Annotated in this window: 20 protein-coding genes; 10 read left to right on the forward strand and 10 right to left on the reverse strand. The window is 39.8% G+C overall.

Annotation, left to right across the window (positions count from 1 at the left end; all coding sequences use genetic code 11):
- Window positions 1-14 precede the first annotated feature (14 nt).
- The 4 genes from SEDOR53_RS0113810 to SEDOR53_RS18640 all read left to right on the forward strand — a co-directional run bounded on the left by SEDOR53_RS0113810 (window position 15) and on the right by SEDOR53_RS18640 (window position 3,217).
- A complete protein-coding gene (locus tag SEDOR53_RS0113810; RefSeq protein WP_198018955.1) occupies window positions 15-440 on the forward strand; it encodes an Hsp20/alpha crystallin family protein in 426 nt (141 codons plus the stop codon).
- A 133-nt stretch (window positions 441-573) separates the two neighbouring features.
- Window positions 574-1,017: an Hsp20/alpha crystallin family protein gene (locus tag SEDOR53_RS0113815; protein ID WP_026770253.1), complete on the forward strand. Its 444-nt coding sequence runs from the start codon at window positions 574-576 to the stop codon at window positions 1,015-1,017.
- Between the two features lie 70 nt (window positions 1,018-1,087).
- The gene (locus SEDOR53_RS0113820; RefSeq protein WP_026770254.1) at window positions 1,088-1,597 is read left to right on the forward strand and encodes a hypothetical protein; all 510 of its coding nucleotides are present in this window, start codon (window positions 1,088-1,090) and stop codon (window positions 1,595-1,597) included.
- A 45-nt stretch (window positions 1,598-1,642) separates the two neighbouring features.
- Complete coding sequence (locus SEDOR53_RS18640; RefSeq protein ID WP_157576829.1) at window positions 1,643-3,217, forward strand: L,D-transpeptidase family protein; 1,575 nt, start codon at window positions 1,643-1,645, stop codon at window positions 3,215-3,217.
- Here the strand turns inward: SEDOR53_RS18640 and SEDOR53_RS0113830 are convergent.
- From SEDOR53_RS0113830 to SEDOR53_RS0113855, 6 genes are all read right to left on the reverse strand, one after another.
- A complete protein-coding gene (locus SEDOR53_RS0113830) occupies window positions 3,214-4,269 on the reverse strand; it encodes a response regulator (RefSeq protein ID WP_026770255.1) in 1,056 nt (351 codons plus the stop codon). The genes SEDOR53_RS18640 and SEDOR53_RS0113830 overlap by 4 nt on opposite strands.
- Complete coding sequence (locus SEDOR53_RS18095) at window positions 4,247-5,866, reverse strand: PAS domain S-box protein (protein ID WP_198018957.1); 1,620 nt, start codon at window positions 5,864-5,866, stop codon at window positions 4,247-4,249. The genes SEDOR53_RS0113830 and SEDOR53_RS18095 overlap by 23 nt, the downstream gene beginning before the upstream one ends.
- Before the next feature lie 216 nt (window positions 5,867-6,082).
- Window positions 6,083-7,009 (reverse strand): 1-phosphofructokinase family hexose kinase, encoded by a 927-nt coding sequence (locus tag SEDOR53_RS0113840; RefSeq protein WP_026770256.1) that lies wholly within the window; start codon window positions 7,007-7,009, stop codon window positions 6,083-6,085.
- Between the two features lie 5 nt (window positions 7,010-7,014).
- A complete protein-coding gene (locus tag SEDOR53_RS0113845) occupies window positions 7,015-8,016 on the reverse strand; it encodes a 2-hydroxyacid dehydrogenase (RefSeq protein WP_026770257.1) in 1,002 nt (333 codons plus the stop codon).
- Between the two features lie 24 nt (window positions 8,017-8,040).
- The gene (locus SEDOR53_RS0113850) at window positions 8,041-8,868 is read right to left on the reverse strand and encodes a universal stress protein (RefSeq protein WP_026770258.1); all 828 of its coding nucleotides are present in this window, start codon (window positions 8,866-8,868) and stop codon (window positions 8,041-8,043) included.
- A 2-nt stretch (window positions 8,869-8,870) separates the two neighbouring features.
- Window positions 8,871-9,869: a hypothetical protein gene (locus SEDOR53_RS0113855; protein WP_037361340.1), complete on the reverse strand. Its 999-nt coding sequence runs from the start codon at window positions 9,867-9,869 to the stop codon at window positions 8,871-8,873.
- A 319-nt stretch (window positions 9,870-10,188) separates the two neighbouring features.
- Here SEDOR53_RS0113855 and SEDOR53_RS0113860 point away from each other — a divergent pair, with 319 nt between their 5' ends.
- Complete coding sequence (locus SEDOR53_RS0113860) at window positions 10,189-11,013, forward strand: hypothetical protein (RefSeq protein ID WP_026770260.1); 825 nt, start codon at window positions 10,189-10,191, stop codon at window positions 11,011-11,013.
- 47 nt (window positions 11,014-11,060) lie between these two features.
- Here SEDOR53_RS0113860 and SEDOR53_RS18100 read toward each other — a convergent pair whose 3' ends face one another.
- Both SEDOR53_RS18100 and SEDOR53_RS0113870 read right to left on the reverse strand, forming a co-directional pair.
- On the reverse strand, window positions 11,061-12,113 hold the full coding sequence (locus tag SEDOR53_RS18100; protein ID WP_051416662.1) for a nucleotidyltransferase domain-containing protein: 1,053 nt from the start codon (window positions 12,111-12,113) through the stop codon (window positions 11,061-11,063).
- 23 nt (window positions 12,114-12,136) lie between these two features.
- Window positions 12,137-12,784: a BON domain-containing protein gene (locus SEDOR53_RS0113870; RefSeq protein ID WP_026770261.1), complete on the reverse strand. Its 648-nt coding sequence runs from the start codon at window positions 12,782-12,784 to the stop codon at window positions 12,137-12,139.
- Window positions 12,785-13,037: 253 nt separating this feature from the next.
- Between SEDOR53_RS0113870 and SEDOR53_RS0113875 the strand changes: the two genes are divergently transcribed.
- Window positions 13,038-13,250, forward strand: coding sequence for a dodecin family protein (locus SEDOR53_RS0113875; RefSeq protein WP_026770262.1), 213 nt, complete (start codon window positions 13,038-13,040; stop codon window positions 13,248-13,250).
- A 43-nt stretch (window positions 13,251-13,293) separates the two neighbouring features.
- Here the strand turns inward: SEDOR53_RS0113875 and SEDOR53_RS0113880 are convergent, their stop codons facing one another.
- Both SEDOR53_RS0113880 and SEDOR53_RS0113885 read right to left on the reverse strand, forming a co-directional pair.
- Window positions 13,294-14,133 carry a universal stress protein gene (locus SEDOR53_RS0113880; protein WP_026770263.1) on the reverse strand — a complete coding sequence of 280 codons (840 nt, stop codon included), beginning with the start codon at window positions 14,131-14,133 and terminating at the stop codon, window positions 13,294-13,296.
- A 33-nt stretch (window positions 14,134-14,166) separates the two neighbouring features.
- Window positions 14,167-15,006 (reverse strand): universal stress protein, encoded by an 840-nt coding sequence (locus SEDOR53_RS0113885; protein ID WP_026770264.1) that lies wholly within the window; start codon window positions 15,004-15,006, stop codon window positions 14,167-14,169.
- A 171-nt stretch (window positions 15,007-15,177) separates the two neighbouring features.
- On the opposite strand from SEDOR53_RS0113885, the gene SEDOR53_RS0113890 reads away from it, so the two are divergent.
- The 4 genes from SEDOR53_RS0113890 (at window position 15,178) to SEDOR53_RS18105 (ending at window position 19,298) form a co-directional block, all read left to right on the forward strand.
- Window positions 15,178-16,029, forward strand: coding sequence for an AraC family transcriptional regulator (locus tag SEDOR53_RS0113890; protein ID WP_198018958.1), 852 nt, complete (start codon window positions 15,178-15,180; stop codon window positions 16,027-16,029).
- Window positions 16,030-16,252: 223 nt separating this feature from the next.
- Window positions 16,253-17,005, forward strand: coding sequence for an SDR family NAD(P)-dependent oxidoreductase (locus SEDOR53_RS0113895; protein WP_026770266.1), 753 nt, complete (start codon window positions 16,253-16,255; stop codon window positions 17,003-17,005).
- 42 nt (window positions 17,006-17,047) lie between these two features.
- Window positions 17,048-17,638 carry an ester cyclase gene (locus SEDOR53_RS0113900; protein ID WP_037361344.1) on the forward strand — a complete coding sequence of 197 codons (591 nt, stop codon included), beginning with the start codon at window positions 17,048-17,050 and terminating at the stop codon, window positions 17,636-17,638.
- A 28-nt stretch (window positions 17,639-17,666) separates the two neighbouring features.
- Window positions 17,667-19,298: a PQQ-binding-like beta-propeller repeat protein gene (locus SEDOR53_RS18105; RefSeq protein ID WP_051416663.1), complete on the forward strand. Its 1,632-nt coding sequence runs from the start codon at window positions 17,667-17,669 to the stop codon at window positions 19,296-19,298.
- Window positions 19,299-19,311 lie beyond the last annotated feature (13 nt).

Genomic DNA, 19,311 nt, shown 5'->3' on the forward strand with positions numbered 1-19,311 from the left:
TCAAACTCCACTATATGAAAGAGTCAGCAATTTACCCTGGTGAATATATCCTGCTTCCTGAATTGGAAGTTTTTTTACTTGATACTAAACCAGCGGCTCCGGCGAATATGGCAATACCTCCGGTCAATATGACTGAGACGGAAGACTGCTTTAACATAGAAATATCTTTGCCCGGAGTAAAAAGAGAAGATATATTCATTCATATGCACAACAATACTTTGCTTTTGTTTGTATTGAAGGAAAAAATAACAAAAGAAAAAAATGAAAAGTCTAGGATGCACGAATTTGAGTCTAATGCCTTGAAACGCCATATCCCGCTGCCTTCTAATGTGGACCCGGGGTTCATGAGTGCGGAATATAAGCAGGGTATCCTACAGATCTATATTCCCAAAACTACTCAACAATCGACAGATAAAGACATACAGGTAATTGTTTATTGAATGCATTTCTGTATATACGGTTATTTTCACTGATGAGTCTCATCACATGCACTGATGGAAATCGTTTGATGTGCTTTTTAAGAAAAATAAATTTGTTCTGCAATTATCCATTCAATAATCAAAATATAAAATTATGGGAACACAAACACTTGCAAGGCAATCAGAAAGAAAGCCTTCATTATTCGATGATTTTTTCAAACCATGGAATGAATGGTTTGGCAATGGCGGCTCCTGGGGTCGTACGATGGATGTACCAGCAGTGAATATTTCCGAACAAAAAGACGAATACCTGGTATCACTGGCCGCTCCCGGTATGAAAAAAGATGATTTCAAAATTGATGTTGATGGCAACATCCTCACCATCAGTTCCGAAAAAGAGGAAAGCAGAGAAGAAAAAGAGAAGAAATTTACCAGGAAGGAATACAGTTATTCGTCTTTTAGCCGAAGCTTCACGTTGCCTGATGAAGTTAACAAAGAAAAGATCGAAGCAAAGTATGAAGATGGAATTCTTAAAGTTTCTTTACCTCACAGGGAGGGGGCAAAGATGCCACAGGCGAAACATATCGCCGTGAAGTAAGCCTACTAATTGTGTGGCTTAGAGCCCCGTCTCTCAGGGTGGCGGGGCTTCTTATATTAACATTTATCGTATGACAGAACTAGATCTTTGGCTGGATTCTTATGATGATATTTATTCCGATTTTGATAGCCGGCATTATCTCAAGCGGAGAATATCGGAAGATTTTTTATATGAATTACGCAGAGAAATGAAATATAAAGAACATAATGCCGAAGGCCTGTTCCTCTTACTGCCACAGGAGCAAAGGAATGAAGAATCAGAAAAAGTGATTGTAAGCAGTCTCAGCGATTTTTTCAGGCGCCAATTTCTGTTTCATCAGCTTAAATGTAGGGGTAAGCTGAGAAAAGGCATTTTGACTCTATTAAGTGGGATAATGATCATACTTCTGAACTCCTGGAGCGATTTTCCTCTTTCTCCCTCTCATATTATTGTTAGTATTAAGGCCCTGCTGGAACCGGCCGGCTGGTTTTTAATTTGGGCTTCTTTTGATTTTCTTTTTTATGATTTTACAAGGCTAAAAAATGAAAGAGATTTCTATAAGCTGCTGAGTGAAATACATATTTATTTCAAATCGGCCTGAGTCAACTTGTTTTCAATATTTATCTATCAGAAAAATAGTAATGCTGTGAAATTCAGGCTAACTATATGCATCATTTTACTGTTGAGTTATACGTCCTATTCGCAAATCACTCCGGACAGGTTGCGAAATTTTGTTTCTAATGGAAAAAACACCCCTGGATCGATTACTCCGTATCCGGTTGAAATCATAACATTCTATGAAAAACTTGGTTTTAAGACTGCATGGATACAACAAGAAAATAAAGAGAATCTGATTTTTTTGCTAACCGTGCTTAAGCAGTCGGCAAATTGGGGCTTACTGGATGAAGATTATGCAACTGGCTTCCTTGAAGAATTTTGCAATGGGCATCTTTCATTGCAGAATGCCGATGATTCTATGAAAAGAGAAATCAGAATTTCCGGCATAGCTATTCACTTTTACAGAAGTATTGCATTTGGCAATATTATACCACAACTTGGCTACGACGGACTTGAGTATGAACCCGCATGCTATGATATTCCAGTATTATTAGCTAACGCCATTGAGACGAAGTCCATGCCGCTATTAAAAGAGCAGCTTAACCCTCCTCTGATTGAGGTTAACACCCTGGAAAATAAAATAAAACAACTGAATGCCAGGATGTCTGAAAGCGATTTTAAAGAGGTTGTCATCGTATCTAATAAGGTTAACTCAAGTAATACTGCGCTGATACTAAAACTCTATCAATTGGCAATTTTGGATTCTGTCAATATCCATCTGTCTGACAATTCATTAAAAAAAGCAATCCGGGAGGCGCAACGCCAGTTTAATTTAATGTCCGATGGAGTACTCCGCTCAACTATTTTGGAACAATTGAACGTTTCGCTATATAAAAGATTACAGCAACTAAGTCTTTCTGTTAATTATTACCGATGGTTGTATTGTCTTATCCGGGACCAAACGGTAATTGTTGTAAATATCCCAGCCGCATATATGAATGTATACCGGGGCAACCGGTCAATCCTGGAAATGCGAATGGTACTTGGAAAAGTGTCTACTCCAACGCCAACACTGGCAAGCAGGATCAGCAAAGTAATTCTGTATCCTTACTGGCATGTTCCATTTAGTATTGTTGCCAAAGAGCTATTACCCCTGATCAAGGCAAATCCTGCATTCGTTGGTGCTGGTAATTTTCAGATATTGAACAGCGCCGGGAAGATCATAAATCCTTACAACATAAAATGGCAGGATTTAAGCATAAAGCATTTCCCATATACTATTCGCCAAAGCACCGGATGCGATAATGCGTTGGGGCTGTTGAAACTGGACTTTTATAGCCCTTTCGGCGTGTATTTGCATGATACCCCCTTCAAGAATGCCTTCATGTTGAATAAAAGGTATTTCAGTCATGGGTGCCTGAGGATGGAAAGCCCTATGAAGCTGGGCCATCTTGTGTTAGAAGCCCACCCCCTGGCAATCGATACGCTCGAACAAAAGGGCTGTCTCAAAAACCGGTCCCCCATAACAGTCTCTGCAGATAACCCTATGCCCGTGATCGTATGGTACAACCCGGCGGGGTGTGATTCAACCGGCAGAGTCCTGTTTTACGAAGACATCTATGGAAAATTCCATCTGAAAGAAGGCAAATCAGCAAAAAATTAACCGAATAAATTTTCAAGTTTCTCCTGATTAAGAATACTGATCCGGCCATCATGTATATCGATCAGTTTTTCATTCTTAAAATCACTGAGTGTTCTTATAAGAGATTCTGTAGCAGTACCCGCCATGGTAGCCAGATTTTCACGACTGAGGTCAATATCAAAATTTTGCCCCCCCTTCATATACTTTGCCTGGATTAGCAAAAGTGTATCTGCAACTTTCTTCCGGAGGGAATTATAAGCAAGTTTTAAAAGTTGATTTTCTTTTTCCGAAATATTCTTTGCGAGTAGCTGAATAAACTTCCGGGAAACTTCCGGGTTCTTGTCGATTAATTCATCAAAGTCTTCTTTGGGTATCACCGCCAGTTCCAGATCTTCCAGTGCTTCAGCAGTATCTTTATAGGTAGATTTTTCTAAAAGAGCGATATGTCCTACAAAATCTCCGGCACTGAAAAGATCGGTCACCAACTCTTTTCCGTCCTTGTTTGTTTTATATGCCTTTATTTTCCCCTTTATAATATAATAAATGCGACTAGGATGATTCCCCTCAGAATAGATCGTTTGCTTTTTTTTATACCGGTTAATATTCCTGTCTTCAGTAAGTGCTTGCAATTCTTTTTTGCCAGACGATGCTTCAAGAAGCTGTCTAACACCGGCCAGACTAGCATTGAGTTCCTGTTTCAGCAGGTCTAACTTCTTTATCCGGCTGTTGACCGCATTCAGCAATTCTGTACCATCAAACGGTTTTATAAGGTAATCGTCTGCACCCAATTCCATTCCTTTGCGAAAATCGCTTCGTTCGGCCCTGGCAGTAAGAAAGATGAATGGCGTATTTTTTATCACTTCATTATTTTGAATAGCATGAAGTACCCCATATCCATCAAGCTCAGGCATCATAATATCGCAGATAATCAGATCCGGTTTATTCTCGATCGCCTTTACCACTCCCGCTTTTCCATTTTCTGCCGTGATCACCATATAATTCGATAATTTCAATATTTCCGAAGTGTTATTTCTGATATCTTCATTGTCTTCAATGATTAATATCTTTTTCATAACGATTGGTTTTTTCATTAAAAGTTATTATAAACTCAGTGCCTTCCAGCAATTCGCTTTTGCATTCAACTGAACCGTTCATCAATTCAGCATATTTAGATACAATGTGTAGCCCAAGGCCTGTTCCCTGTATACCGGTGACATTGTTCCCCCGGAAAAATCTTTCCATTAAATGCTTTTGGTCATCTTTCGAAATGCCTATGCCCTGATCTGTTATTGAAAAAATAAAACGGTCCTCATCAGAATATGTTTTGATCCTGATAAGACTTGCTTCCGGAGAAAATTTGCCGGCATTCGATACCAGGTTCATAATAATATGCTTCAGTAATGTGGGATCTAAAAAAACCATGGAATGACCATCATGAACATAATTGATTACCTGCCCCTTCTTCAGGGTATTTTTTATTTCATCTGTTACCGATACGATCAGATGCTGAATATCAAATTCAGTGTATTTAACGTTAATTTTCCCCTCTTCAATTTTGTCCACGCTGAGAAAATCGTTTAAAATGTCGGTCAGCATATTTGCAGATGAGATAATTCGTTTCAGATGCCTATCCCGCTTTGCCTGATCGTTGTTGTTATTGTATTGCTCTAATAAGTAAACCGATGAGAGTATAGTACTTAAAGGAGTTCGGAATTCGTGAGAAGCCATAGACACAAACCGGGATTTAAGTTCATTCAATTCCTTCTCTTTTTCCAGCAATTTGGAAAGTTCTTCCTTGGACAATTCCAATTGTTGTATGGCGGTTTTAAGCTCCTTCGTTCGCTGTTCAATTTTTCCTTCCAACTCATCATTCAGGTTTTTAATTTCCGTTTCCGACTTTTTACGGATAGAAATATCACTCACAAAAGCTATGATACATTGTTCGTTATCCCGGATATAGCTGCTAAGACTTACTTCTACGGGGAATTCAGTTCCATCCTTTTTAACGGCAAACAAATCCATACCAACTCCCATAGGCCTGTTCTTCGGATGCGCTATGTAGTGACCCCTGTGATGTAAATGTTTAGAATGATACCTTGTTGGAATCAGCAACTCTATCTTCTTTTTTAATATTTCTTCCTTGCTGTAGCCAAAAAGCATTAAAGCGAAAAGATTAATATTAATTATTTCACCGTAGCTATTTGTTTCTATGATTCCCATGCTGGCATATTCAAGCAATGCATCAAATCTTTGCTTATCCTGTGCGATCATTCGTTCAGTTTCTTTTACGCTGTCAATCTTATCAATTACAACGATGTAATAAATTCTTTCTTTATTTTTAAATGGTCTGATCGATAACTCTCCCCAGAACGACCGTCCATTCTTAGATATATATTCTGTCTGTTCGCAAAAAAACCCTTCTCTTTCTAATGTGACAATACGGTTTTCTATCTCTGCATCTGTAAGTTTTATTATCCTGCGTTGATCTACCTGAGTCATGTCTATTTCAGCAGATGCATCAAAATCAAACAACTTAAGCCAGGCAGCATTACAAAAAACAATTTTTGTAGTATCCTTTTCTACAATGGCAGCTCCTTCTTTTATGCTATTGCATAATGTTATCAAAAAGTCATTTTTTGCAATATCCATAACGAGTATCGGCGCTTGCATACAGGTATTCATTGAGTGTTGCAACAGTGAAAGCACTACTAAAATACTCAACTACCATAAATAATCCTATACCGATTGCACCCCGGTAGAGGCCTCGATAAAGGATTAAATGCCAGCCACTTAAAATTGCTACAAATACAAACTATATATCCGTCTACACGCATCAAATGACGATACTCATGAACATTCATGAGTATCGTCATAGTTATAGATAGATTATTCTGAAAGAAGGAAATATAACCCATCGGCATCTTCCTTGTGACACAATCCGGTTCCCGGGTTCATAGTGGCGGCAGTACCACAAGCTACGCCGTATTGCAATGCCTGCTTCAGGTTGCTTCCTTTTGTAAGACTGTATACAATACCGGCCACCATGCTGTCGCCGGCTCCTACCGTACTTTTTACTTTCACTTTCGGAGGGGATACTCGATAAATTTCATCTCGCGTAACAAGCATTGCTCCTTCTTTGCCTAGTGACACTACAATTATCTCACACTTATACTGCTGAATGACATTTTTTGCTATTCCTTCAACCTGATCAATATGAATACTGCTCAGCCCAACCAAAGCAGATAGCTCAGCCAAATTTGGTTTGATCAGGTAAACACCCTGAATAACAGCTTCTTTTAATGCATTCCCGGATATATCAACAATAAGTTTTGCATTTTTTCTTTCAGCATTTTTTGTCAACTGTTCAAAAATGCCCAGGGGAACACCTGGTGGTAAACTCCCGCTTACAACAATAAAGTCGACATCTTTTATTTCGTTCAAGGCATTAAGACATTGTTTCCACTCATTTCCGCTTAATTTACCGGCGGGCATGCCCAACCGGTATTGGTTATCCGTATGCTCATCTTTTATGATGAAATTTTCTCTGGTTTCATTAATGGTCTCAATAATAATGGTATGAATACTTTCTTTTTCAAGGAGATGATTAAGAAATTTACCCGTATAGCCGCCTGACAATAATATACAGGTTGCGTTTCCTCCTATTTTCTTTATCGCCCTTGCCACATTTATACCTCCGCCGCCCGGCTCAAGTTTTACTTTTGAGCATTGCAGTTTTTTATCGGGTATTAAAAAGGGAATTGATGCACTTTTATCAATACAAGGACTAAAAGTAATAGTAACAATAGATGACATAAAAATTAAATTACTTTGGACCTCAATTCATGCTTATTAGTTTTCCCTTTTTCCCAGCAATCGATATTATAAAAGGTAGTTGATGCAATATTGCTCAATGCTTCTTTTGTTGCAAAAGCCTGATGTGGAGTAATGAGTACATTGGGCATATCCAATAGCTTTTTCAATAAAGGGTCTTCCATTTTCTTGTCCGAAAGATCATGAAAGAAAATACCTTTCTCATTTTCATACACATCCGCCCCATAGTAGCTTATCTGGCCGCTTTCTAACCCTGCAATAACATCGGCAGTATTCACGCATCCGCCACGGCCGGTATTAATCAGCATTACACCGCGTTGCATGAGGGCAATGAGCTTGCTATCGACCAAATATCTTGTCTTGGGTGTAAGACAGGTATTGATGCTGATGATATTAGATTCACTGCATAATCTCGTAAGAGTTACGTATTCCAACCCATATTGATGTTTGAGTTTTTCATTCTCCTGGATGTCATACCCCATGAGATGGCACCCAAATCCATGTAATATTTTAACCAATACACTGCCGATTTTACCTACTCCGATAATGCCTATAGTTTTGTTATGCAGATCAAACCCTATGAGGTTGGAAATAGTAAAATTATGCAGGTGTACCTGCCTGTCTGAAAGAATGATTTTTCTGTTCATTGATAATATCAGCGCAAGGGCATGTTCTGCAACAGCATAAGGAGAGTATTCAGGTACATTCGCCACTCGTATTCCCAATTCAACCGCTTTCTTCAAATCTACGTTATCATGTCCTGCTGCTCGGATAGCAATAAACTTTATCCCGTTTTGCCGTAATCTTTTCAAAACATCTGCAGAGCCGTCATCCGACGTAAAAATGCTGATTACATCATAGCCTATCGATTCATCGGTAGTATCAAGCGACAATGCTGTTTCTGTAAATGAAATATCATTATGGAGAAAATTAGCCTTTAACAGATAAGGCTGTTCAAATCGCTGTGTACTATAGAAAAGAATTTTCATTTTTTCAACTCCTTTCAGGCTATTTTATTCATGAATGGCCATAACAGGAATATGCGCATGAAGCACGATCTGTTTTGAATGGCTGTAATGAAATATTTTACTGATAAGGCTATGTTTTTTTGGAATGATGATGAGTAAATCCAGTTTGTTCTTTTCGGCAAATTCAATAATACCTTGTTCCGCGACCGGATTCTTGATAAAATGATACTTGGGGTGCATTTCGCCTAGCATTTCCTGCAACAGACCAGATTCTTCTATTGTCTCTGAGCTGAAAGCATTCCTGGGCTCTTCACTTACATGTAATACATGCAGTTCTGCTTTAAATTCTTCAACTAATTCACGAATCTCTTTTACCCGTACGGATTCTATAACCTCTCTAAAATCGCAGGCAAGTCCTATTTTCCGGATATTTTTGAATTTTGTCAAAGGTGGTACAATCGTCAAAGGCCATTGCACCCGATCCAGGGCGCCTGTTGTTTTTCCTCCAAATAAAAACCGCTCGATTCCACTGGCGGTCTCTGCCCCCATTACCACAGCATACGGCTTAACTGTAGCGCAATACTCTGTTAACCTGAAAAGCACATCTCCGGCTTTTATTTCGTTGTGAATAATTATTCTATCGCCTGTTCGAGCCAATAGTTTTTCTTTGAGCTTTTCAATTTTCTGTTCTGCGTCTGCTTCCAATAGTTCAATACTAAAGGCCGGCATAGGCACTTCACCTACCGGCACTGGAATTGCGTAGACGTGAAATAGTGTTAGACGGGCACCAAGCATGCATGCCATATCAGCTGCATAATCCACTGCATTGAGTGAGACGGGTGAAAAATCGGTAGGGGCAATAATTGTTCTCATAATTAATAGAATTTAATCAGTGCAATATGATGGTATTCTTTCAACAGTTCGTTATCTACAAACTCCACATCTCCGCCATTTTCAAGTACTGTTTGTATTACATCATCCACTGCATCTCTTATAGTGGAAAATTTATTATAGGGCTTAGATGGCATATAGATGGCCCCTTTATTGCTGCTACGTTGCGATCCACACATATAATCTTTTTCAACAACAAGCAGGCGGCCATTCCGGCCCCTGGCATCCTTCCATACTTCTCTTATTCCAATGCCTAATTTCTTTTTGCCAGCAGCGTCTTCCAACTGATTCAACAGGTTCTTTTGTACTACTTTTTCCCAATCTTTTATATATGGTTTGAGCGTCTCGGGCAGTTCTTGTACCGGGGTGTCTTCATAATTTCCATGTATATATTCAATAACAGCCTTCGAGTGCCTGGTAAAGCTTTTAAAATGTCCTAATATTCTTTTAGGGCCTAACAGGAAAAGAGGCAGCCGGTAGGTATTGAGTATCAGATCCAGTGTATTATCAATATGATGGAGGAACTTATCCATTACTATTTCTTTACGGCTGGAGGTATCTGAAAAATTAGCCACTTTTTCAGGGATGTCATTTATATAGGCGTATGCTGAATCGGGAGCGTCTGCAACAATTTTGACAAGTGTATCGGCTTTGCCTAAAAATATCTTGCTTTGCTTGCCGCTGAGGATCAAAACAAGGTATTGGCGCAACTGCTTTTTACTGTACACCAGATCGCGGATTTCAAAGGAATCGTTTATAACCACTTTTTGTAAAACGGGTATATCCAGGTACAATACCTTCTCAAACACAGGCGATACATAAATGGCAATGCTTTTTTTTTGTGTACTGAAATTCAGATTTGACACCAGAGTTGTCAGTTTATCCATCATTAACTCAACCACCCATACAGGGTAGTTGTTCTTTAACTCCTGTTCCACTTTACCTGAAGCAAGCTTCAATGAATGTATTAATTCAGATTTCATACTCATTTTTGGCTCAAAAGGTAAAATAATTGACACGGCAGGGCGATAATATATCGCTCCCTTTACTTCGTTTAATGCTGGTAACAAAACCGGAGTCATAATATGCAGTTTAAGAAAACAAAACTAACACCAGCCATTCCCGTAAACCCTGACTGGCATCAGTATAATCTTTGATTATTCTCAGGAACATTTTCAGCTAATGAGAGAAATCTTGGCGGGAGTAGTTATCAGGTGACGAAGATTAGCCGGAAAGCTGCATATTATCAGTTTTTATTGGTCCCTTAAGTGATAGTTTTATAGTTCAAATCAACATCCTAATATGAGAAAGATATTAATAGCATTTTATGGGACGAACTATTCAGATTCCGCTCTTTCATTTGCTGCTAAATTAAATGAAAAGAACCCAATATTGATTGCAGGTGCATTTTTGCCACAAACAAGTATTGCTAATTTGTGGATGTATTTTGGGACTGGCGCATCCGGTCAGGAATTTCTTTCCCAGATCAGAGATAACGATAAGGAAGTGATACAAAAGAACATCAATCGTTTTGAATATTTTTGCATTGATCATGGCATAGAATACAGGATACATAAAGATTATTTAGATTTTGCTATTCCGGAATTAATAAAAGAATCCCGGTTTGCGGATCTCCTGATCATCTGCAGTGAATCCTTTTATTGGGACATAAAAAATGAGCCGAATGAATACCTGGAAGAAACCCTGCATGCTATTGAATGTCCGGTAATTCTTCTTCCGAATGAATTTGAATTCCCAAGCTGCAATATTCTGGCTTATGATGGAGGCAAATCTTCTGTATATGCCATAAAACAATTCTCTTATCTTTTGCCGGAATTGACATCCAATGAAACAACACTGATTTGTGCGGATGATAGTATAAATATACCATTGCCAGATGAGCTGAATGTAGGGGAACTGACTGCCCGGCATTTTGATAACCTTAATTTGCTCAAATTCGAATCAGATCCCAAAAAATACTTTAATACATGGCTGAGTGAAAAAAAGGGTGCAATTCTGGTAAGTGGCTCTTTCGGACGATCAGCTTTATATCGCTTGTTTCATAAGAGCTTTATTGCAGAAACAGTAAAAGAACACCAAACCCCGGTTTTTATCGCCCATAAATAATATAGAAAATTTTCCTGTTTTCTTCAGGTTCAACAGCAATAGCAGCTCTACAAAACTGATCTAATCAAACCTGGTAGTTTGCGCTCGCTTGCCAGTTCAATTTCATCCTTTCCCTCCCTTAATTCGGGGGAAATATATTGCATCCCTAGCCGTTCATAGATTTCCTGTTCGGTTTCACCCGCTAGCTTTTCACCGGTTTTTACATCAAATAACCCATATTCATTGAGTTTCCAACCCTTCTCCTTTGCCAATAGCCGCAACTTAAGGGTATGCGCTCTGGAGCCTGTAAAATACATAAGGGCTGCCCCATGCTCTTCAACCTGTACAAGTCTTATGTCTACCTGTATGTGCCCCTGCGTCAACAAAAAACTTAGTTTCGTATCGCCACTTACCAGTATTCTGTCAACCTGTTCAATCTTCTTGATTTTATTTATAATTCTTCTCCAATCCTGTTTTTGCGCACAAATAACAATATCTATATCACCTATCGTTTCTTTTTTTCGCCTCAGGCTCCCTGCCAGATCAGCCATTATTATTCCATTTATTTTTCGGATCATTTTAAGTAATTCGGTTCCTATTTCTAATGCGGCAGACAGCAGCATTCTATTTTGTTCAGCTTTAAATAGTTTCAGGCTTCTCATCAGGTTTTCTATTTTCTTTTCGCCAAACCCTTTCGCGCCTTTCAATTTTCCAGACTCAATAGCAGAAATCAAATCTTCTTGATTATTTATATGGAATTGTTCATGGAGCAATTTTATCGTAGCGGGCCCCAAACCTGATATATTCATCAACGCCAGCAAGTTTTCAGGGACTTTTCTTCTTACCTTTTCGAAGACCATGATCTTTCCGGTTCCCAGGTATTCAATGATCTTTGCTGCTATACTGCTGCCAATGTTGCTCAACCTACTCAACGACTTCACATCGGTAGCATATGTGCTTATGTCATTTTTCAAACCCTGTAAAGTTCTCGACGCATTTTCATAAGCTGCTGCACGAAATTGTTGTTCTGGTCCTAAATAACGATAGCAGCCGGCCATTTGATGAAATATATCAGCCAATTTCCCGTTACGGTTCTTATTTGTTACCATCTGCCGCATCATTCAAGTAAAACTTTATAACTTTTTTAAATCTGCAGCTCATTCTCCACACTGGTAACGCCGGGGGCTTTCCACGCAGCGAGTTCTGCATCTTCTTTTTCGGCAAATGAACGAACTCTTCCACTAAGAACAACCTGACTGCCAATAGTCTGCACAATTATATTTTCGGCATCAATAGTGGCGCTTCTATGGAGCGCTGCTATTATTTTTTGGTGAACATCAGAAGCTGTAAACTTCGGTTTTATTGTTATCAGGTTCATAACTGATTTTACGCCAGTCAAATTTTCAATCGCAGATTTTATACTTGTACGCTGATACTCCCACTCTACCTCACCTTCCAGCTGAACATTTCCATCTTCTACTTTTATTTTTATTTTTTCTTCTTGTACACTAGAGTTCCATTTCAATGCATTCAGCACTGCTTCTGCAATTTCCGAATCAGATTTTTGAAATGAAGGAAAAACATGCAATTGAATGTCTTCAGCTATCGCTTTTACCCCTGAAATCTTTTTGGCATCTTTTTCAGCAGCTACTTTTTTTGTGTAACTGTTGACCTGACCGGAAAGAGTTACAATGCCGTTCTTAACTGTTACGCCAATCTCGGTTGAATTGAGAGACGGATCCCATTTCAATTCATCCATTACATCTTTTTGAATTTGGATATCAGTTTTCATAATTTTAAAAAATTAAGATGAATAAATATTTATTGTTCCAACATCGCAACAAATGTATTTTACTGATCTCTTTTCCTTAATGATGGCTATTACATGAAATACTGACCCTGATCAGTATGCATAAAATAAAAAAAAACTGAATATACTTCCTGATACCAATTACTCAATGGGATGATATTTATCATCGACTTTATCTGAAAATCAGCACTATCTTGTCTTGTACAATTTTCATTCATTCTTAAAAAGAAATTATATGACAATCTTAAAAGTTATTGAAGTAATGGCTAACTCCAATAAAAGTTGGGAAGATGCCGCACAAAAAGCAATTACTGAAGCAGGTAAGACATTAGATAATATCCGGTCTATTTATATTCAGGATCATAGTGCAAGTGTTGACAAGAATAAAATTGTAGACTACCGGATCACTGCCAAAATAAGTTTTGAGATTGAAAAGAAACATGCTTAGTAAGGCCGGTTACTATAAAAATAAACAGCAATTGTTTTACTTACTATTTGGCATGAGCAATAAATAAAGGGATTTGTAATTCTTTCATTATCATATCGGCCATACTGGGTCGTAGCCAATTGCTTATCATTCCCCTACCATAGGCTCCTAGTATCACAAGGGAATAATTGCCGGTTCGTTTTAGATAGTTTCGAATTTCAGTTTCAGCTGAGCCCTTCAGAATGGTATAAGATACTTCAGGAAAATGGCGTTTCATAAACTCTTTCATTAATGCATTGTTTGGCAAATGCGAGCTTTCATTTTCCCCTTTTACACTGACGACTTCAGTCGGATGCTCTTTTAACGATGATAATATATAACTGAACATTTTTATGGCATAAACAGACGATGGATCTCCATTATAAAGTAATACAATTTTGTCGATTGGTTTAAAATGATGAGGAACCATTAGTACGGGGCACTTAGTTCGACTGAGCAGGTCTCCAATAAATTCACTGGGAATCTTTTCGGTATAAGCTGTTAAAGTCTCAGTGTTATCTATCATTAGCAAGTCAGCGTAAATACTTTCACGCAATAGCTCCTGTATAGCTACGTTCCGATCATGATGTACATTATATTGCAAACCTGCTTCCTGACAGGCAATCTCGAAATTTTTTACAGCCTCCTTTCTGGTTGCCACATCCTTTGTTTCCAATTCCTTTTGTTTGGCATGGTAATTCTTATTCTCTGTAATGAGGTTTTGTATTTTGTAGCTATGATGCATAAAATCATCTAAAAATACACCAACGAGGTGCGCATTACTTTGATTAGCAAGCTCAATAGCATAATCTCTTACACTTTCTGAGAATCTCAGACCATCAAATGCAACAATAATTTTTTTCATACTCCCAGCTTATTTTAAAGAAAATATCAACCATTAATGATGTGCGATAAAGATGGCCTGAGATATCCCTTTTATTAAAAGATCGGCCTGGCTGTGTTTAAAAAAATTCGATAAGGTATTCCTGCCATAGGCTCCCATTACCACGAAAATATCTTTTCTCCTGAGTAGATAATCAAACAAAGCCGTGGTGGTATCTCCTTTTAATGCTTCGAAATGCAGATTGCTATAATGATCTTTTAACCATTCGGAAAATATATACTTGTCCTGGTCTTCCCACTTACCGGATTCATTGACTTGCACTATCGATACTTTTATTTCATTCAATTGCGGTAAGAGATACGTAAATTGTTTGATAGCAAACACAGATGAGGCAGAGCCGTTATATGTAAAGATAACCTCATTGATTCCGTCAAAACTTTCCGGGGCTATCACCACAGGGCATTCCGCCTTTTGCAAAATATCTTTTACAAATTCCGTTGGGCTGCCTTCATACCGTTTATTGAATGAAGTATCGGCGTCAACGACAAGCAAATCTGCAAATCTGCTTTCTTCAATCAATTCGTCAGCCGGTACACCTCTGTCTCTATGTACCCGGCATGTAATTCTTTCTCCTATACATTTCTGCTTGAAAAGAGTAATATTTTTTTCTATCACCTCTGCCCGTGTTCTATATTCGGAAGGCCTTTCATCTGCATGCCATTCCCGGTAGGGAGTGCCTGGTATTTCTTTCAGCGAAAATTCATGTTGTGCAACAATATTTTCAAGAAATATTCCAGTGGTTTTAGACTTTGTTAACCGTGCAAGATAGCAGGCAAATTCGATGGCATTTTTATCTGGATTTACAGCGTTAATGCCCAGCAGAATCTTTTCCATATTTTTTTGTAAAACTATAGATACAGAACTACAGGATGTATGACAGCCATTAGGAGGTAAGATGATTGTGGTTAAATCGTTAGAATCGTAACAGAGTGGTCAACATAATCGAATACAAACTGTTGCGCCGGACATTTTCAACAATTACGGGGTTCAATACAAAAATTTTTTTTGCTATCTTTAGTAACAATGAATCAGCCATTTTCAATATTCCAGTTAACAGAATCGGACATTGATTTGTCTACAATTGACAGCAATAAAAATTATCCCCATAATCATGATTACGAAGAATTAATTATCGGCGTTGAAGGGGATGTGGAACATTTTATTGACTATAAAAAGGTCAGTCTCAAATCTCCCTTTGTTAGTTTTGTGGCTAGTGGTAAGATGCACGCGGTGCAGCCCCGCCTGGTAAATGGAAAATGTAATATATGGGCCTTAAAGTTTCAAAGTGATTTTATTCCCCAAACCACTTTCCGGCTGTATTCATATTACCATGATCACGCTAACTTTCAAATTTCAATGGCCGTTACAGCCAAGCATATCTTTGCTCTCCTGGAAATGATCGTTGACGAAACACGACATGAAAAATCAAATTTCACCGTTATCCGTCATCTACTCGCCGCTCTTTTTGCCATCATAGAATCTGAAAAAAAGAACATAGAACAGGAGAAAGGTATTGTAACAAAAGAAAACGAAACGTTCAAACAATTTCTCATCCTGCTTGAAAGTCATTATCACGAGCATGTAGGCGTCAAATTCTATGCGGACAAGTTGTTTATGTCAGCGAGAAATCTCAACAATATCTGTCATAATATCCTTCAAAGGAGCGTCATTGAAATAATAGAGCTCAGAAAACTGATCGAGGCAAAGAACCTGCTGATCAACACCGAAAAATCCATTTCAGAGATTGGTCTGGAAGTTGGCTACAATGAGAATACTTATTTTACCAATGTGTTCAAAAAGAAATCCGGTCAGACTCCTTCTGAATTCAGGGCGGAAATGAAAAGGTTGATTTCCTGAATCAATAAGAATAACTTTCCGTACCACCCACGGGCCATATCAAAAAACTACTGCGATGGTAAGCCAGGGAGCGTGGTGAGTGTTCGGCCGGTATGCTAACTCCATTTACGCAAAAAATCATAATTTATTTTCTCAAAAGTGTAATTCCCTGTTTTATGTTGTTCGTAGCTTAACTATGACAAAGAATCATCTGCAAATTCATTTCTGGATTAATAGTTAAACTATGAAATCATTAGCAAGCAAAATAGCCCTGATTACCGGGGCAGGTTCTGGTATCGGTAAGGCTATTGCTTTACTGTATGCAGCGGAAGGTGCGAAAATAGTTGTTTCAGATATTGCCGAGGCAGGCGGACAAGAAACCGTGGCGGCTATAAAAACCCGGGGTGGGCAGGCTATTTTCGTAAAAGCAGACACTTCCAAAGCGGGTGACAGCAAACATATTGTAGACGAAGCAGTTAAAACATTTGGAGCCCTGCACATCGCCGTAAACAATGCCGGGATCGGCGGGCCGTTGGCACCTGTGGGTGAATACCCGATTGATGGTTGGGACAAAGTGATTGCCATCAACCTCTCCGGCGTATTTTACGGGCTTCGTTACCAAATCCCCGCCATACTCGCCTCAGGTGGCGGCAGCATTGTAAATATGGCATCCATACTGGGCAAGGTAGGTACCAGGGGATCAGCCGCTTATGTAGCTGCAAAACATGGTGTGGTAGGACTTACCGAATCGGCCGCGCTGGAATACGCAGACCAGCGAATCCGGATCAATGCAATCGGGCCGGGATATATTACCACCCCTTTACTGACCAATTCATTGACCAAGACGCAAATGGATGCATTGGTTGGTCTTCACCCGATGGGAAGACTCGGCACATCAGAAGAAGTAGCTGAACTGGCCCTTTGGCTGAATTCAGATAAAGCATCTTTTGTCACCGGTTCATATTACAATATCGACGGCGGCTATCTCGCACAATAACCATAACATACATATTTTAAAAACCCTTAAACCTAAATAACCATGAGAACAATTCCCTCAATCAAGACCATTATCCTGTTATCGACAGTAGTGCTTACCGGCATATTGGCAGGCTGTTCAAATATGAACGGCAATTCAAAAGAAATGCAGGCAAAAATTGATTCCATGCAAAACATTTTGAAAACAATGTCATCAGACACCCTGGAAAGTCACCTGACAAAATTCGACACCCTGGACTATGTCGTCTTCACAGGGCAGCAGTGGGCCCGTTTTCATGAAACCCATTCAAATGATATTATTGTAAACTGGCCGGATGGTCATCATACGAACGGACTTGCCAAGCATATTGAAGACATGATCACCATGTTTGTGTATGCCCCCGATACAAGAATTAAAGTGCACCCCATCCGCTTTGGGAATGCTACAGGGGAATGGACCTGTGTTACCGGGGTTATGGAGGGCACATTTACCAAGCCGATGCCCTTGGGAAATGGGAAATTCATTCAGCCAACAGGCAAATCATTCAAGATCCCTATGTGTACAGTTGGTCACTGGAAAAATGGCTTGATGATCGAAGAATCATTGTTCTGGGACAATCAAACTTATATGAATCAAATGGGATTGGGAAAATAAAAACAATCTTACAATAAAACAACTTACAATGAAAAGCATCAACGTGTTCAATGTAAAAGTTGGCCTCGCTTTTTTCCTGTTTGTAGAGTTGGTTCCAGGGACCATTTTTTCACAAAACCAGGACTCACCGGAAAACTGGCCTGCTTATAACAGGACTTATAACGGAGAACGTTATTCGCCATTAAAACAAATTACAACAGCGAATGTCAAACAACTCCGGCTCCTGCATAGTTTTGACCTTGGCAGGGATATCAGCAGCCTGCAAACCGGCCCAATTGTAGTGGATGGGGTTATGTATTTTACTACCGATACAACAACCTATGCCATTAACGCTGCAACCGGAAAATTAAAATGGAAATCGGCCCGGCCCTTGAAAGAACAAAGCGAGCTGAGGGTAAACCGTGGCGTTGCATTTTATGAAAATAAATTATTCAGGGGTTCCGGCGATGCACACGTTTACGCATTGAATGCCGCTGATGGAAAGCAACGCTGGGATATTAAAGTGCCCGACGCTGCTCCGGGCATTACCACACCCATGGCGCCAATCGCATGGAACGGGATGGTTTTCATCGGGCATGCCGGTGGCGATAATTCAGGCATCACCGGTCATGTATATGCGCTGGATGTAAGCGACGGACATGTGATCTGGACATTCAATGCAGTACCGGAAACCGGGCCGGCACGGGCAAGCTGGCCTGCAGCGGCTAAGGGCATCCCTATATCCGGCGGCGCTTTCTGGACCAGCTTTTCATTGGATACGGAAAACGGAGTGCTCTATGTCCCTTCCGGGAACCCGGCGCCTGATTTTGATGTGAAAGTGCGGGAAGGAGATAATTTATATAGCAATTGCGTTATTGCATTGGATACTAAAACAGGAAAGCTGCTGGGCTATGTGCAACTGGTGCGAAAAGACCTGCATGACTGGGATGTGTCTACCGCTCCGGTATTGATCACAACAAAATCCGGAAGGAAGATCATTGCTTCAGCCAATAAAGATGGGTTGCTTTCCGTCATTGACAGAGCCGGCGTAAAGAATGAACCAGGCGCCGGGCAAAATATCGAAGATGCCCTCCTGTATATGTATGCCGTTCCAACCACCACCCGCGTAAATACCGATATCGAATTATCAAGAGAGCAATATACCTATTTTAAACCCGGCGTATTGGGAGGGTCTGAATGGAACGGTGCTGCTTACTCCCCCGAGCTCGACTGTATTTATGTAGGCGCTGTTGATTGGGGAGTTAAGGGAATAATGCCCCCTTTGGATTCAGCAAGAATGGCGCCTCAACCAGGAGGTATCTGGCTGGGAGGAAGATATATTTTTGATCCCCCCTCAGAAGCAAAAGGCTGGCTTACCGCTTTTAATGCCAAAGATGGAACGGTGAAATGGAAATTCAAAGCGCCTGCCCCTGTACTGGCAGGCGTAACTCCTACCGCCGGCGGCCTTGTATTCAGTGCTGCACAAAATGGAGATTTCTATGCTTTCGACGCCCAAAACGGGAAGATGCTCTGGAAAACTTCAACCGGTCTGCCCACCGGCGGCGGCATTATCTCTTATGCCGTGAATGGAAAACAGTACATCGCCATTGCAAACGGAATGAAGTCGCCGGTATGGCCTGGCGCACCTAAAAAAAGCCGTATCCTGATCTATGGACTTTAATAAACCAATATTC

It is taken from the genome of Asinibacterium sp. OR53 (assembly GCF_000515315.1).
GTDB lineage: Bacteria > Bacteroidota > Bacteroidia > Chitinophagales > Chitinophagaceae > Sediminibacterium.